This window comes from Dyadobacter sp. UC 10, from assembly GCF_008369915.1.
Lineage (GTDB): Bacteria > Bacteroidota > Bacteroidia > Cytophagales > Spirosomataceae > Dyadobacter.
Window position 1 is genome coordinate 3,719,714 of the sequence record NZ_VSRN01000001.1, and the last position, 13,391, is coordinate 3,733,104.

Below are 13,391 nucleotides of genomic sequence, written 5' to 3' on the forward strand. Positions count from 1 at the left end.
TGTGGATACCGCCGAAAATTATTGGCGCGTATTTTGTGTTATCAAGGAATGAAGAGAAATAACGTTCGCAAGCGGGGAAACCCGAAAACATCTTCCCTCTCGCTAACAGAAGAATATCAGACACATACGCTTGCCAATGGGATCAGGATCGCGCACAAGCAGGTCCCTTACACGCAAATAGCGCATTGCGGCATCATGCTGGATATTGGTAGCCGGGATGAAATGCCGAATCAGCAAGGTCTGGCTCACTTTTGGGAACATATGGCGTTCAAAGGCACTGAAAAACGCAGTTCTTACCATATCATCAATCGGCTCGAAAATGTAGGTGGCGAGCTCAATGCTTATACCACTAAGGAAAAAATCTGTTTTCACGCCTCCGTTCTCGATGATCATTTCGAAAAAGCGATGGAGCTTTTAACGGACATTACATTTAATTCGATTTTTCCTGAGAAGCAAATAGAGCGTGAGCGGAATGTGATTTTAGAGGAAATGTCGATGTATATTGACTCACCGGAAGATGCGATCCAGGATGATTTTGACCAGCTTGTTTTTCCGGACCATGCATTGGGAAACAATATTCTTGGCATAACCGAAACGGTTAATTCCTTTACCAGAGAAGACCTGTTTAAGTTTATCCAGGATAATATCGATACGGAACGGATAGTTGTTTCCTCTGTGAGCAGGCTGCCATTTTCAAAGGTAATACGCGTCGCAGAAAAATACATGGGAAGTGTTCCTTCTAAAAAGACAACAAGGGTACGTCAGGCGCCGGTTTCTTACGTACCGGTTCAGCAGCAGAAGGAGCGCTCAATTTCTCAGGCGCAATGTGCCATGGGGCAGCCGGCTTATGCACTCGGAGATGATCGCAGGCTTCCATTTTTTATGCTGGTCAACTTGCTAGGTGGTCCGGGAATGAACTCGCGCTTCAACCTCTCACTGCGCGAAAAGTACGGGTTTGTTTACTCCATCGAAGGAAATTACACACCTTACCTGGACACAGGTTTTATGGGGATTTTCTTCGGTACTGAAAAAAAACAGCTGAATAAAAGTATCTCGCTGATCCACAAAGAGCTAAAAAAAGTAAGGGAAGTTCCTCTTTCTGTTTTACAGCTCCATCAGACAAAGGTTCAATTAATGGGTCAGCTGGCCATGTCGGAAGAAAGCAATATGAGTTTTATGCTGATGATGGCAAAGAGCCTGCTGGATACCGGCAGGGTTGACTCGCTTCCGGAAATTTTTTCTGAAATAGAGCAAATCACTTCGGGACAGTTGCAGGATATTGCTCAGGAAATGTTCAATGAACAGAATTTTAGCTACCTGACATTCCTGCCTGAATAATTTGTTTGAATATGCTACCAAGGCCGTCGCGAAACCGATGGCCTTTTTTTGTTTAAAGGCAACTGGCCTGTTTAAAGTAAAAACGAGTAAATTAATCACAGGTCTGACCATTCGTTAATTCCTATGATAAAAACCTCTTTCTTACTCGTTCTTGCCACATTATGTATTGTTTCCTGTACCACTAATACAGAAAAACAGGAAGTGAAAAATCGCTTTCCCAAAAAGCTGGTGAGCTTCGAACCTTATAGGGGCAACCCTGTTTTTGCAGGAACTGCCGATTCAGCCACGTGGGATGAAAAGATCAGGGAGAGAGGGTTTATCTTGAAGGAAGACAGTACTTATTTTATGTGGTACACCGGCTACAAAAATAGCACTGGCGACCAGATCAAGTATCTCGGACTGGCTACTTCGCCGGATGGTATATCCTGGAAGAGGTTCAGAGACAAGCCAATACATACGTCGATCTGGGTTGAGGATATGTGTGTAGTCAAATCGGGCGGCCAGTATTATATGTTTGCTGAAAGTAAAGATGACGTCGCCCATTTGCTGACTTCAAGTGACAAGATCAATTGGACGGATCGCGGCGGACTGGATATACGCCTTAAAGACGGGAAACCAATTTCAACAGGACCACGTGGGACACCAGCCGTTTGGAAAGAAGAGGATACCTGGTATCTGTTCTACGAACGAAACGATGTGGCTGTCTGGCTTGCAACTTCGAAAGATATGAAGACCTGGACAAACGTGCAGGACGAGCCGGTTCTGAATACAGGCCCTGAAAAATACGATCAGTTTGCCGTTGCGATGAACCAGATTATCAAATACAATGGCCTGTATTATGCTTATTACCATGCCTCTGCATTTAAAGACTGGCGGGAATGGTCAACGAATGTTGCAGTATCCGAAGATTTGCTGCATTGGCAAAAATACCCGGGAAACCCGATCATCCGGGATAATAGGTCCAGCGGTATACTGGTCCCCGATGGATCGGCTTACCGGATGTACACCATGCATCCGGATGTGAACCTGTATTACCCTTCCGACACAGCAAGAAATCGAGAAGTATTTCCCTGACTAAGCGGTAGCAATTTCTTTCGAATCGACTCTGTAGAACAGGGTAGACCCGTTCGCAGGGTTCAAAATATTTCTTGCAGCCGTGTGCAGATCATTAACCGTCAGATCTCTGATGATCTCTGCGTCCTGATTAGCCCAGTCGACATTACCGGCATTAGCTGCGAATGCAAGGTTCATGGCGCGGTTCAGCAATTCTACCTCAGAAAATGCAAGCGAGGCCTCCGACTGGTTCTTAACCTTGGTCACTTCCTCCTCAGTTGGGCCAAATTCTATAATTTCCTGTAAAACTTCGTTAACTGCCTGATCTGCATCTTCCAGGCTTACACCCGGGTTCAGGTTTCCCTTAATCAGCAACAGGCCCGGATCCAGGGACGAGGTGATACTGGCATTAACACTATTGAAAAGTGATTTCTCTTTCAACAATTGCTGGTAAAGTCTTGAAGATTTGCCTCTTCCCAGTACATCGCTCAGCAGATCGGCAGCGTAAAATCCATCCTCGTACCTGCCGGGCATATGAAATACTTTGATAAGTGAATTCAGGGGAACGGCAGCTGACGTTTCAAGATGTCTTGCCGCAGTTTGTACCGGTTCTTTCGGAATATTCCGCACATAAGGCGCGCCGGACGGAATATTGCCAAACCATTTTTCGGCCAAATGCTGCACCTGCTCAAAAGTAACGGCACCGGCTACGACCATGATTGCATTATTGGGCCTGTAAAAGCGGAAAAAGAAATCCTGGACATCAGTCATCGTGGCGCGTTCAATATGCTCGATATCCTTACCGATCGTTGCCCAGCGATAGGGGTGTTCTTTATATGCCAGTGGCCTTAATTTGAGCCACATATCGCCGTACGGCTGATTGAGGTAACGTTGTTTGAATTCTTCAATGACTACTTTCCGCTGTACTTCCAATACATTCGGGTCAAAGGAAAGACTTAACATGCGATCGGATTCCAGCCAGAATGCAGTTTCTACATTGTCGGCCGGCAACGTAATGTAGTAATTGGTAATATCAGGAGATGTAAAAGCGTTGTTCTCGCCGCCTACGTTCTGGACAGGAATATCGTAGTTCGGAATATTTTTCGATCCGCCAAACATCAGGTGCTCAAACAAGTGCGCAAAGCCAGTTCGTTCTTCATCCTCATCCCTCGAACCCACATTGTACAGGATATTGACAGCCGCCATTGGAGTTGAAAAATCTTCATGCACAAATACTTTCAGGCCGTTTTCCAGCGTAAACTGCTTATAGCGAATCATAATAGTCGATCTAACGAAATTTTTACAAAAACTTGAAGGCTTATTTAACCCGCGACAGAAACCCATCACCACTAAATAGGGTTATAAACAAAGCTAATGTTCAGTTGGGATACCACCAAACCGTTTGAGTTAATAGTCGTTGTCATGCAGTATATCCTACATTTCCTGTTTATAATTCTTTGTTCTCACTACTCAACCGACTCGAATGCCCAGCTTCTGAATGATCCTGTATCGCTTAAAAATGTTCAGGCAAGTCTAGATAAAATCTACAACTATGAGTTTGAAGAGGCCAGGACCACGATCAGTCTGGTAGAGAAAAAGTATCCCAATCACCCGGTTTCCCATCTTCTCGATTCATTTATACTGTTTTGGAAATACCTGCCTATCAAGGACAATCCGGTGCGGTCCAAAGAGTATATGCATAAGCTCAATCAATGCCTGGACGCGATCAATAAAAAGTATGGGAAGAATAGCCTTGACCCGGAAGCGGTATTTTACACCATGGTTGCGCGGGGTTATATGGCAATGCTCTATAATTATCGTGGAGAAATGATGAATGCGGCAGGAGAGGGGAAGAAGGCTTACAATGCATTTGTGGAGGGGCTGAAACTGATCCAGAAGAATCCGGAGTTTTACTTCACCTCAGGCATGTATAACTATTATGTGGAAGTGTACCCGGAGGAGCATCCCATCGTAAAACCGCTACTCGTATTTTTCAAAAGCGGTGACAAGGCGCTGGGACTTAAACAAATGGATATCGCCACGAAACAGGGCACTATCACACGTGCCGAGTCTAACTTTTATATTTCTCATGTTTATTTGAAATACGAGTCACGGCCAGACAAAGCGGTAGGGTATATGGAAAAGCTGGTAGACCTTTACCCGAAGAACCCCATTTTTCGAATGAAGCATGTCGAAGCCCTGATATTGTCCGGTAAGTACGAGGAGGCACGTAAGGAGGTTGCTGATCTTAGAAAAATCAACGCAGGATTTTATCCGGCCGCATGGCGAACATTTCAGGGGATCATAGAAGAGAAGGGCGAAAAGAACGATGCGGTGGCGCAAAAAGAGTATTTGTTGGCGCTGAAAACACCGCACGACGCACAATACACCAAGGAGTACCACGCATTGGCTTACGCCGGATTGGCGAGAATTGCCGCTCGTGCAGGTAATAAATCGAAAGCCAAAGAATACTATAAGAAATGTCTGGACAAGGCGGAATACCGGTCTGTGATCAAAGAAGCCAAGGATTTCAAATAGCGCTATTTCGGAAAGAGACTTTTATCGAGCCCTGGAATGATTTTCAGGGCGTTTTTATAATAAAGCTTTTTCAATACTTCGTCAGACAGGCCCATTCCATACATTCTCCAAAATGCGTGGTACTTCTTGTGGTATGGGAAATATTCGTCTTCGGTTTCCAGAACGCGGAAGTAAGTCGCATATTCGGAAGGAACCCAGCTATCCTTGCCGAACAATACCCGGTCCTGATATTTGTCAAAAAACTTCTTCGCTGTACGTGGCTGGCGGCCCAATTCCGCTATAACCGCGCCGATCTCCACATACATATTCGGGAATACAACCATCAGGCTGTCCAGTTTTTTGAGATTATTGGGATACCAGCCCATATGCGCATTGATGAATGTCGTCTTTGGATTCTTACGGAAAATTTGGTGTTGTTCCGCGATCAGAGAGTCAAATGGAACAGGGTCATTGGCGCCGCGCCTTCTGCCCGGATGTGTTTTTAGTTCCAGCCACCGTTCATTGTAACGGTCCATTGGATCCCAAAATGAGGGTACGTCGGCTGTGTGAATCAGGACAGGAATACCCAGCTCTCCGCATTTCTGCCAGACCGGCTGCAATCTTGGATCGCTCACGGCAACCCGGTTTCCTTTATCATCCTTGATGCCGCTGAAGCCTAGGCTTTTGTAGATTTTCAGGCCTTTCGCCCCCATTTTCACATCTTCCTCCAACTGCTTCACCGCTTTTTCACTCCAGTCGGCATTCCCAAAGCCTTTGAATTGAAGGTTTGTGAAAATCGCAATACGTTTGGGCTCGTTCCTAGCCACATTTTCAAGCGAGCCTTTCAGTGTTGCAGTACCTTCGCTCCATTCCTGGCTCCATCCTCTGCCGCTCAGATTGACCATGATGCCCATATTGAGATCATCCATTTGCTTCACGAGTCCTTTCAGGTCCTGGTTAGCCATCTGATACTGATGATTGTGGACGTCGATAAAAGGGAATTTAGCTCTCTTCAAAGGATGCTCTTCGACTTTCAAAGTAGAAATAGGATCGTATTCTTCAAAGCCTAGCGGCTGTGTGACTTGCGATGGTTCCTGTGCTTTGCAGCTGAAAATAATGGTTATAAGAAGGCTTAGTGGCAGAAAAAGGGTTTTCATCGGGTTCTAAAAATGTCGTGGTTCGTCAGGTAGTTATTTGTTAGGCAAGACGCCCGGAGTGTAAATTAATGCAACGCAATGCCCGGCAATACCTTCTTCCCGGCCCACAAATCCGATATGTTCAGATGTAGTCGCTTTAATAGATATGTCTTCTTCTGAAATGTCGATTACGGTAGCAAGGCAACTTTTCATGGCGGGAATATGCGGGTTCAATTTTGGATTTTGCAAAACAACGGTAACGTCTATATTCCCGACTTCAAAGCCTTTTTGCCTGACCATTTTTAATACCGTCGATAGCAATATTTTACTGTCAGCGCCTTTCCACTGCGGATCTTTATCAGAAAAATGATAGCCGATATTGCGCATATTTGCAGCACCCAGTAGTGCGTCACAGATAACATGACAGATAATATCGGCATCGGAATGCCCCTTTGCGCCGTGTGTATGTGGAATTTGAATGCCGCCAAGCCAGAACGGCCTGCCCTCTTCCAGTTGGTGAACATCGTAGCCCTGGCCTACGCGGAATGGAAACATATTATACTGTAATGCGGATTTACTCTTTGATGATCTTTATGATTCGGAATCTATCTGACCTGCTCTATCTGCTGCATTTTTAATTTTTGCAATTCCTCTTTCTGGCTCGCCGATTTAAAGTAGTAATATAGTCCGGCTATCAGGAATATTTTGGACAAAATGAACACAGCAATAAATGCCGGGCGCCAGAATTTGTGCACTTTAATATGGGTATCATTAACCTCTACATCTAAATATCGGCGGCTATTGTCTTCGTTAGTAAATTGGTGCTTTTCTTTTCTGTCCCGTGCGGTACGCAGCTTAACCACTTCCCGCACTGCCTCAGGCGGATTTACTGACCCTTTCTGAAAATATCGGTTAATGCCGGCTTCGAGTCGGACGGTATATTCCTCGAGTGCCTGGTCGGAAGACACTATTTCCCTGACCTGCTCCTGTTCTTTTTTATCTGTAAGTCCAAGCAAATGAGCTTCCAGTATTCCGCTTTCAATGAATTCCTGTGTTTTCAATGTGTGCCGTGTTATGCGTTATTGTTTAGTTTAAAAAAGTCATGAAAACTACGCAGGACCTCCGCCTTGCTCATGTTAAGCTTTCCGGCAACTTCTTCGGGGGTAAATCCCTGGCGAAAAGCCAGGTCAAAAATAACCTGTGGCGTCGGCGTTCCAGCCGGTTGGGTATAGTCTTCTTCCAGGGGAGTTAAAGCAGACAATTTCTTCTTCGCCTCAACGGCTTTTGCTCGTGCAAGCTTGATAATGCAGGCAGCATATGAAAACGGATAACTATTGCATGACTGCAGCAAGGGTGACGAGAACACGCTCACTAAGATTTCCTGTGCCAAATGCGGCTGCGGGATGATTTGCAGAATGATACCATAAGCCATTGCACCGTATTGGTCGTATACTTCAACAGAACTCAGGTTTCTCTCTTGTTTCAGAATAGATTGCGGTCCGGATCCACTGCTTACCCTTTCTAGTTCATTCATACACTACAATTAATAAATATAGTCGACAATAAGAGGGTTGTAGATTGAGACGGTGAAGTTGTTTCCTGGTATTTATTGGAGAATACACTAAGGTAAATTTAATGGAATAACCTTATAATTTACCATTTGAAATAAAAAACTTGAATCCTTTCTGCACCCCCGGGCCGGATGCTCCCCATACTATATTAGGACTTAACCTGAAAGATGTTCGTTGCATACCTTTACGCTATGACAAATCAAATCGCAGTAATTTTTGATATGGATGGTGTGATCTGCCATACCAACCCATATCATTCCAAAGCCTTTAAGGAATTCTTTTCAAAACGGAATTTAAGTCCGACCGAAGCGGATTTCGCCGCGCATATGTATGGAAAAAGCAACAGTTATATCCTCAGCCATTTTCTTGAAAGGGTGGTCGAAGGGGACGAATTGCTTCAACTGGAAGATGAAAAGGAAAGCCTGTTCCGGCAGATTTACGAACCTTTTATCGAGCCGATTGCCGGATTTGTTCCTTTTATAGAAGACCTGCTAAGCCATAATGTTAAGCTGGGCGTGGCTACGTCGGCACCGCTTGCCAATCTGGAATTGATATTGGGGAAGGTTTCTGTAAAACATTACCTCGGCTCTGTCCTGGCGAGTGAAAATGTGAAGAAGCACAAGCCTGATCCTGAAGTTTACCTTTCCTCAGCGGCCAATCTGCGAGTTTCACCTGATCAATGCGTAGTTTTTGAAGATTCGTTTTCCGGAGTTTCGGCTGCGCTCAATGCAGGGATGCGGGTAGTAGGAGTGCTCAGCTCGCATACAATCGAAGAATTGCCGCCTTGCAATCTGTACATTGAAGATTATCGGGATATATCATTCGCGAAAGTGCTCGCCCTTTTTGATTGAGGTTAAATGCCCTGAAAAGGTCGCATTGCTTTCACAAACCGACCTTTGAAATAGGTCGAAAAAAGGTTGTCTTCCCTCACGCCCCGGGAAGTAGATGCATGGATAAAAATGATCTCCTGCGGGCTTCTGACATCTGTTACAATGCCTGCATGGGATACGTAGCCTTCCTTGCCTGCTTCGGGAACGAAGAACAGCCAGTCGCCGGGCTTGATATCTTTAAGCTGGCTCACTTCCTGGCCAAATTCCGATTGCTGCCACGATATCCGGGGGACTTTCATTCCTACTTCCGAATAAACCGAACAGATCAGTCCGGAGCAATCGATGCCGTTTTTGTCATTTCCGCCCGAGCGGTAAGGTGTGCCGGTATAAGTACGGGCAACCTGGACGACCTGGGGTACATCGGATGTATTCCGCGGGTTTGAATACGCTGGCCTGGTGGTGGCGGCAGGCTTTCTCGCAGGTGGTCTGGCAGCGGGTTTCTTAGATATGAGCGTTCTTCTGCTGCTTTTGGAAGTGACGCTTTTTTCCGGTGTTTTGCGGAGGGTATCGCACGAAAAGAGCAGAAAAGATAATAAAATCGAAAAGGTAAGAAAAGTGGCAACGGAAATTTGCTTCTTCATGCGCAAGCTTTGAATTGAAACAATGTTTGATCAAAAATACTAAGAAAAAAATCTTCGGAACACTCAAAAAGCAGGCTGAATCCAAGAATGAGCGTCTATTTAAACAACTGAATACGCACCGAAAAATTGTAGCAAAAGTTATGTGACTGGCCGCTTTGTGGTTAGTTTTGTTCTTATAATCATTCCCCTTTAAACTGTATTCAACTGAATGAAAATTATTTGTGTCGGACGGAATTACGCAGACCATATTGCGGAATTAAACAACGAAAAGCCTGATGCCCCCGTCATTTTTCTAAAACCTGAAACGGCCCAGCTTCGTATCGGAGAGCCGTTTTTTTACCCCGGTTTTTCAAAAGACGTGCATCATGAGGTGGAGCTTGTTGTCAAGATCAACCGGGTCGGTAAGAATATCGAAGAGCGGTTTGCACACAAATATTACGACGAGATCGGAATAGGGATCGATTTTACAGCGAGAGACCTGCAGGCTGAACTGAAAAGCAAAGGCTTGCCGTGGGAGCTTGCAAAAGCATTCAACGGTTCAGCGCCGGTATCCGAATTCGTATCCGTAAGTGAGTTCGCTGATATTCAGGATATTAATTTTAGCCTCGAAATCAATGGGGAAACAAGGCAGCAGGGTAATTCGGCGATGATGCTGTACCGGATCAACTACCTGATATCGTTTGTTTCTAAATACTTTATGCTGAAAAAAGGCGACCTGATCTTTACCGGAACCCCCAAAGGCGTTTCAGCTGTGCAGATTGGGGACAAGCTGACCGCATTCATTGAAGGCAAGAAGATGCTGGAATTATTCGTTAAGTGAACCATAATCTTCCAGTTACCGGTCCTTGGTGCCGCAATCATTCATTCTTCATGCATTATTGTTCCCGGATATTTATCCGAACCTGTTTTTTTGCTTTGGGATTGCTGACAGTGGGCGAGCCTTCGTTGGCCCAGAAACAATCGTATACCAAAAATTACTACCAGTTCCCGATCCGTCCCGGCTTACCCAATTCGCTTGCAGGCGGCCTGGGCGACTTGCGGAGTAATCATTTTCATGCCGGCCTCGACATCCGGACCCAGCAGCGGGAAGGTTTACCCGTTTACGCTGCTGCTGAGGGTTATGTATATAAAGTGGGCGTACAGCGCAGCGGTTATGGGAATGTGATCTATCTGCGTCACCCAAACGGGCAGACGACTGTTTACGGGCATTTACTAAAATTCGGCGAGCCGCTGGCCAGCTATGTACGACAGGAGCAATACAAGCAGCAGACCTTTGAAATCGAGTTGTTTCCGGAGGAAGGGAAATATGCTGTAAAAAAGGGTGAAGTAATCGCGCTTTCCGGCAATACCGGCGGCTCGGCTGGTCCGCATTTGCACTTTGAAATACGCGACTCTAAAAACAACTATCTCAATCCGCTTTATTTTGGGTTTAAGGAAATCAGGGATGTAACTCCCCCGAAATTTGTCAATCTGGCAATTCGTCCTCTTGACATCAATGGCCGCGTCAATGGTCAGTTCAACAGGCTGGTTTACGCGCCGGTCAAAATGGAAAATGGTTCTTATCGGCTCAAAGAACCTGTCACGGCCACAGGAATGATCGGGTTTGACCTCGTTGCGCACGATCAGATGACAGGTACAGGTTTCAGATACGGGCTGCAATGCATTGAGATTAAAATGGACGGGCAGGAGGTATTCTCGTATAATATTGAGATTTTCCCCAGCACCTCCACTAGAGATTATAACAACCTGATCGATTACCAGACCGAGCAGGCCACAGGACAACGGTTCCTGAAATGTTATGTTCCTGATGGAAACAACTTTAATCTGTTCAAAACCAATGCCTATCAGGGTAAACTCAATATTACAGATACGTTAAGCCACGAGGTAAGTATTAGAATATCTGATTCTTACGAAAATTCTTCGGAGTTATTCTTTACAATCAAAGGAGAAGCCAGGAACCAGCCTTTGCCGGTTCATGACATGGAAGTAAGCCCCGAGTGGGTACAGACAGAGGTACAGGAAAACACTTTGGTGGTGAAAGCAAAATACTATCGCAGCTCGCTTCCATTGATTACCTATTATGTAGCAGGCAAGGAGGTTAAGAGCAAGCCTGATCTGTACGCAGACGAAACGGCCGTATTTCTGACAGACCTCCGCGAGTACCGGCCCGATTCCGTAAGGGTTGGTGACAAAACGGTGAAAACTTTCCTTAGGAGCCAGATTTTTCCGGCGGCTCCCTCCACCTATCAGGGCGAAAGATGGGCGGTTGATTTCAAGAATACCAGCTTATTTGATACATTATTTCTGACCGGACAGCAAAATTTCAATGCATTGACGATCAACAATCGCGGAACTGCGCTCAACGATTACATTTCAGTTTCCTTCTCGCCCGAAAATATTCCCGAGAATAAGGAAAAGGCGCGGGTTTACCGATATGTGAATGGCTATTACCGGTTTTTGGGAGGTAATTGGGAAGAAGACAGGATCAGGTTTGACACCAGAGAACTGGGCACATTCGTTGTCATGGCCGACACGCTTCCTCCCAAAGTCAAGTTGATTGAACACAGTAAGTCAAGGATCCGGGGCTATATCAGCGATGCAACATCCGGGATAGGCCAGTTTAAAGCTTTTGTGAACGGCGAGTGGGTACTGCTTAATTATGATTATAAAAAAGCATATATCTGGTCAGAAAAATTGGACAGGGAAAAGCCTTTTGAGGGCGAGCTGATCGTAGAAGTGACGGACAGGGCGGGAAATAGTACTATCTTGCGGACAGAAATTGCGGAGCCAGTACCTGTCCGTAAAAAGGTAAAAAAACGTAGAAAATAGTATATGGGACTTGAAGTGGGACAACCCGCACCGGCATTTTCAGCCAAAGACCAGAATGGTAAGGAAGTAAAACTTTCAGATTTTAAAGGAAAAAAACTGATTCTGTACTTTTATCCTAAAGACAACACGCCGACCTGCACAACACAAGCCTGCAACCTTCGGGATAATTATAAAATGCTTCTGAAAAAGGGCTATAAGGTGCTGGGTGTGAGTGTCGATGATGAAAAATCGCATTTGAAGTTTATAAAAAAGTATGACCTGCCTTTTCCGCTTCTTGCAGACACAACGCATAAAATGGTAGAGGATTATCGGGTTTGGGGCGAGAAGACCTTGTTCGGTCGCAATTATATGGGGGTTCTACGCACAACCTTCGTCATTAATGAACAAGGGGTAATCGAGGAGATTATTCAAAAAGTGGAATCCAAAAATCACGCAGGTCAAATTCTTGGTAATACTGATTAATAATAAGTCATTTTACCAAACGTAATAAGCAGACATTTGTCTGGCTAAGTCGCTCACGGAGAGAGGCCCGCCGGATCTAGTACAGTCCAATAGAAAATAGATAAAAATGGAAATTGAACAATTAGAAAAAGTAGCTTCGCAAGTTCGCAGGGACATTGTACGCATGGTACATGGCTGCCAATCGGGTCACCCCGGAGGATCCCTTGGCTGTACTGAATTATTTGTGGCACTGTATTTCGAGCGCCTCAAATTGAAGGAAGAAGGCGGAAAGCCTGTTTTTGACATGAATGGTACAGACGAGGACCTTTTCTTCCTCTCGAATGGACACATATCGCCGGTTTGGTATAGTGTGCTTGCCCGCCGCGGGTATTTCCCGGTTTCTGAACTGGCTACTTTCCGTAAGCTTGATTCAAGATTGCAGGGGCACCCAACTACACATGAACACCTGGAAGGTATCCGCATTGCATCCGGTTCGCTTGGGCAAGGGCTTTCAGTTGCGCTTGGTGCAGCAGTGGCGAAGAAGCTCAATAATGACAAAGGATTGGTATACGTGCTGATGGGCGACGGCGAGCAGCAGGAAGGCCAGGTTTGGGAAGCCGTTACATTTGCGCCTCACCACCAGGTTGATAATCTGATCGCCTTCATAGATTTGAACGGGCAGCAGATCGATGGCCCGACGGTGAAAGTAATGAACAACCGTGATTTGGGTAAAAAATATGAAGCTTTCGGCTGGGAAGTAATTTCTATTGAAGAAGGTAATGATATGGCAGCTGTATTAAAAGGTCTTTATGAAGCGAAGAGCCGCCTCGGCCACGGCAGGCCGATCCTGGTTCTGCTTCACACCGGGATGGGTTTTGGGGTTGACTTTATGATGGGTAGCCACAAATGGCACGGAGTAGCACCAAACGACGAGCAGCTTGCCGCGGCGTTGGGCCAACTGGAAGAAAGCCTGGGCGATTATTAATTCAAAAGCCTCTTTCAACAACCCTTAAAGTCATTATTTATTTAAAAGAA

At 45.5% G+C, this 13,391-nt stretch carries 14 protein-coding genes; 8 read left to right on the forward strand and 6 right to left on the reverse strand.

Annotation, left to right across the window (positions count from 1 at the left end; translation table 11 throughout):
• Nucleotides 1–48 precede the first annotated feature (48 nt).
• Both FXO21_RS15370 and FXO21_RS15375 read left to right on the forward strand, forming a co-directional pair.
• On the forward strand, nucleotides 49–1,338 hold the full coding sequence (locus FXO21_RS15370; protein ID WP_149640898.1) for a M16 family metallopeptidase: 1,290 nt from the start codon (nucleotides 49–51) through the stop codon (nucleotides 1,336–1,338).
• Between the two features lie 123 nt (nucleotides 1,339–1,461).
• The gene (locus FXO21_RS15375) at nucleotides 1,462–2,412 is read left to right on the forward strand and encodes a glycoside hydrolase family protein (protein WP_149640899.1); all 951 of its coding nucleotides are present in this window, start codon (nucleotides 1,462–1,464) and stop codon (nucleotides 2,410–2,412) included.
• Here the strand turns inward: FXO21_RS15375 and FXO21_RS15380 are convergent, their stop codons facing one another.
• Nucleotides 2,413–3,669, reverse strand: coding sequence for a M16 family metallopeptidase (locus FXO21_RS15380; RefSeq protein WP_149640900.1), 1,257 nt, complete (start codon nucleotides 3,667–3,669; stop codon nucleotides 2,413–2,415). It abuts the gene before it with no gap.
• 144 nt (nucleotides 3,670–3,813) lie between these two features.
• Between FXO21_RS15380 and FXO21_RS15385 the strand changes: the two genes are divergently transcribed.
• The gene (locus tag FXO21_RS15385) at nucleotides 3,814–4,929 is read left to right on the forward strand and encodes a tetratricopeptide repeat protein (RefSeq protein ID WP_149640901.1); all 1,116 of its coding nucleotides are present in this window, start codon (nucleotides 3,814–3,816) and stop codon (nucleotides 4,927–4,929) included.
• 2 nt (nucleotides 4,930–4,931) lie between these two features.
• On the opposite strand, the gene FXO21_RS15390 is transcribed toward FXO21_RS15385, so the two are convergent.
• Genes FXO21_RS15390 through FXO21_RS15405 form a run of 4 tightly spaced genes read right to left on the reverse strand, consistent with a single transcriptional unit; the run spans nucleotide 4,932 to nucleotide 7,578 of the window.
• Nucleotides 4,932–6,065 (reverse strand): amidohydrolase family protein, encoded by a 1,134-nt coding sequence (locus FXO21_RS15390; protein WP_149640902.1) that lies wholly within the window; start codon nucleotides 6,063–6,065, stop codon nucleotides 4,932–4,934.
• Nucleotides 6,066–6,098: 33 nt separating this feature from the next.
• Nucleotides 6,099–6,599 carry a 2-C-methyl-D-erythritol 2,4-cyclodiphosphate synthase gene (gene ispF, locus FXO21_RS15395; RefSeq protein ID WP_149640903.1) on the reverse strand — a complete coding sequence of 167 codons (501 nt, stop codon included), beginning with the start codon at nucleotides 6,597–6,599 and terminating at the stop codon, nucleotides 6,099–6,101.
• 50 nt (nucleotides 6,600–6,649) lie between these two features.
• Nucleotides 6,650–7,105: a hypothetical protein gene (locus FXO21_RS15400; RefSeq protein ID WP_149640904.1), complete on the reverse strand. Its 456-nt coding sequence runs from the start codon at nucleotides 7,103–7,105 to the stop codon at nucleotides 6,650–6,652.
• An 11-nt stretch (nucleotides 7,106–7,116) separates the two neighbouring features.
• Nucleotides 7,117–7,578, reverse strand: coding sequence for a sigma-70 RNA polymerase sigma factor region 4 domain-containing protein (locus tag FXO21_RS15405; protein ID WP_149640905.1), 462 nt, complete (start codon nucleotides 7,576–7,578; stop codon nucleotides 7,117–7,119).
• Nucleotides 7,579–7,806: 228 nt separating this feature from the next.
• On the opposite strand from FXO21_RS15405, the gene FXO21_RS15410 reads away from it, so the two are divergent.
• Nucleotides 7,807–8,466: an HAD family hydrolase gene (locus FXO21_RS15410; protein WP_149640906.1), complete on the forward strand. Its 660-nt coding sequence runs from the start codon at nucleotides 7,807–7,809 to the stop codon at nucleotides 8,464–8,466.
• 2 nt (nucleotides 8,467–8,468) lie between these two features.
• Here the strand turns inward: FXO21_RS15410 and FXO21_RS15415 are convergent, their stop codons facing one another.
• Nucleotides 8,469–9,086 carry a C40 family peptidase gene (locus FXO21_RS15415; protein ID WP_149640907.1) on the reverse strand — a complete coding sequence of 206 codons (618 nt, stop codon included), beginning with the start codon at nucleotides 9,084–9,086 and terminating at the stop codon, nucleotides 8,469–8,471.
• Between the two features lie 208 nt (nucleotides 9,087–9,294).
• Between FXO21_RS15415 and FXO21_RS15420 the strand changes: the two genes are divergently transcribed.
• The 4 genes from FXO21_RS15420 (at nucleotide 9,295) to FXO21_RS15435 (ending at nucleotide 13,341) form a co-directional block, all read left to right on the forward strand.
• Entirely contained in the window at nucleotides 9,295–9,906 is a 612-nt protein-coding gene (locus FXO21_RS15420) for a fumarylacetoacetate hydrolase family protein (protein ID WP_149640908.1), read from the forward strand.
• 50 nt (nucleotides 9,907–9,956) lie between these two features.
• Nucleotides 9,957–11,915 (forward strand): M23 family metallopeptidase, encoded by a 1,959-nt coding sequence (locus FXO21_RS15425; protein ID WP_149640909.1) that lies wholly within the window; start codon nucleotides 9,957–9,959, stop codon nucleotides 11,913–11,915.
• A gap of 3 nt (nucleotides 11,916–11,918) precedes the next feature.
• On the forward strand, nucleotides 11,919–12,377 hold the full coding sequence (gene bcp / locus FXO21_RS15430) for a thioredoxin-dependent thiol peroxidase (RefSeq protein WP_149640910.1): 459 nt from the start codon (nucleotides 11,919–11,921) through the stop codon (nucleotides 12,375–12,377).
• A gap of 106 nt (nucleotides 12,378–12,483) precedes the next feature.
• Complete coding sequence (locus FXO21_RS15435; RefSeq protein ID WP_192579228.1) at nucleotides 12,484–13,341, forward strand: transketolase; 858 nt, start codon at nucleotides 12,484–12,486, stop codon at nucleotides 13,339–13,341.
• The last annotated feature ends 50 nt before the right edge of the window (nucleotides 13,342–13,391 follow it).

What these genes read in the sequence shown, in the direction of transcription:
- FXO21_RS15370 (WP_149640898.1), top strand. Translation starts at nt 49, where the DNA reads ATGAAGAGAAATAACGTTCGCAAGCGGGGAAACCCGAAAACATCTTCC.
- FXO21_RS15375 (WP_149640899.1), top strand. Translation starts at nt 1,462, where the DNA reads ATGATAAAAACCTCTTTCTTACTCGTTCTTGCCACATTATGTATTGTT.
- FXO21_RS15380 (WP_149640900.1), bottom strand. Translation starts at nt 3,669, where the DNA reads ATGATTCGCTATAAGCAGTTTACGCTGGAAAACGGCCTGAAAGTATTT.
- FXO21_RS15385 (WP_149640901.1), top strand. Translation starts at nt 3,814, where the DNA reads ATGCAGTATATCCTACATTTCCTGTTTATAATTCTTTGTTCTCACTAC.
- FXO21_RS15390 (WP_149640902.1), bottom strand. Translation starts at nt 6,065, where the DNA reads ATGAAAACCCTTTTTCTGCCACTAAGCCTTCTTATAACCATTATTTTC.
- ispF (WP_149640903.1), bottom strand. Translation starts at nt 6,599, where the DNA reads ATGTTTCCATTCCGCGTAGGCCAGGGCTACGATGTTCACCAACTGGAA.
- FXO21_RS15405 (WP_149640905.1), bottom strand. Translation starts at nt 7,578, where the DNA reads ATGAATGAACTAGAAAGGGTAAGCAGTGGATCCGGACCGCAATCTATT.
- FXO21_RS15410 (WP_149640906.1), top strand. Translation starts at nt 7,807, where the DNA reads ATGACAAATCAAATCGCAGTAATTTTTGATATGGATGGTGTGATCTGC.
- FXO21_RS15415 (WP_149640907.1), bottom strand. Translation starts at nt 9,086, where the DNA reads ATGAAGAAGCAAATTTCCGTTGCCACTTTTCTTACCTTTTCGATTTTA.
- FXO21_RS15420 (WP_149640908.1), top strand. Translation starts at nt 9,295, where the DNA reads ATGAAAATTATTTGTGTCGGACGGAATTACGCAGACCATATTGCGGAA.
- FXO21_RS15425 (WP_149640909.1), top strand. Translation starts at nt 9,957, where the DNA reads ATGCATTATTGTTCCCGGATATTTATCCGAACCTGTTTTTTTGCTTTG.
- bcp (WP_149640910.1), top strand. Translation starts at nt 11,919, where the DNA reads ATGGGACTTGAAGTGGGACAACCCGCACCGGCATTTTCAGCCAAAGAC.
- FXO21_RS15435 (WP_192579228.1), top strand. Translation starts at nt 12,484, where the DNA reads ATGGAAATTGAACAATTAGAAAAAGTAGCTTCGCAAGTTCGCAGGGAC.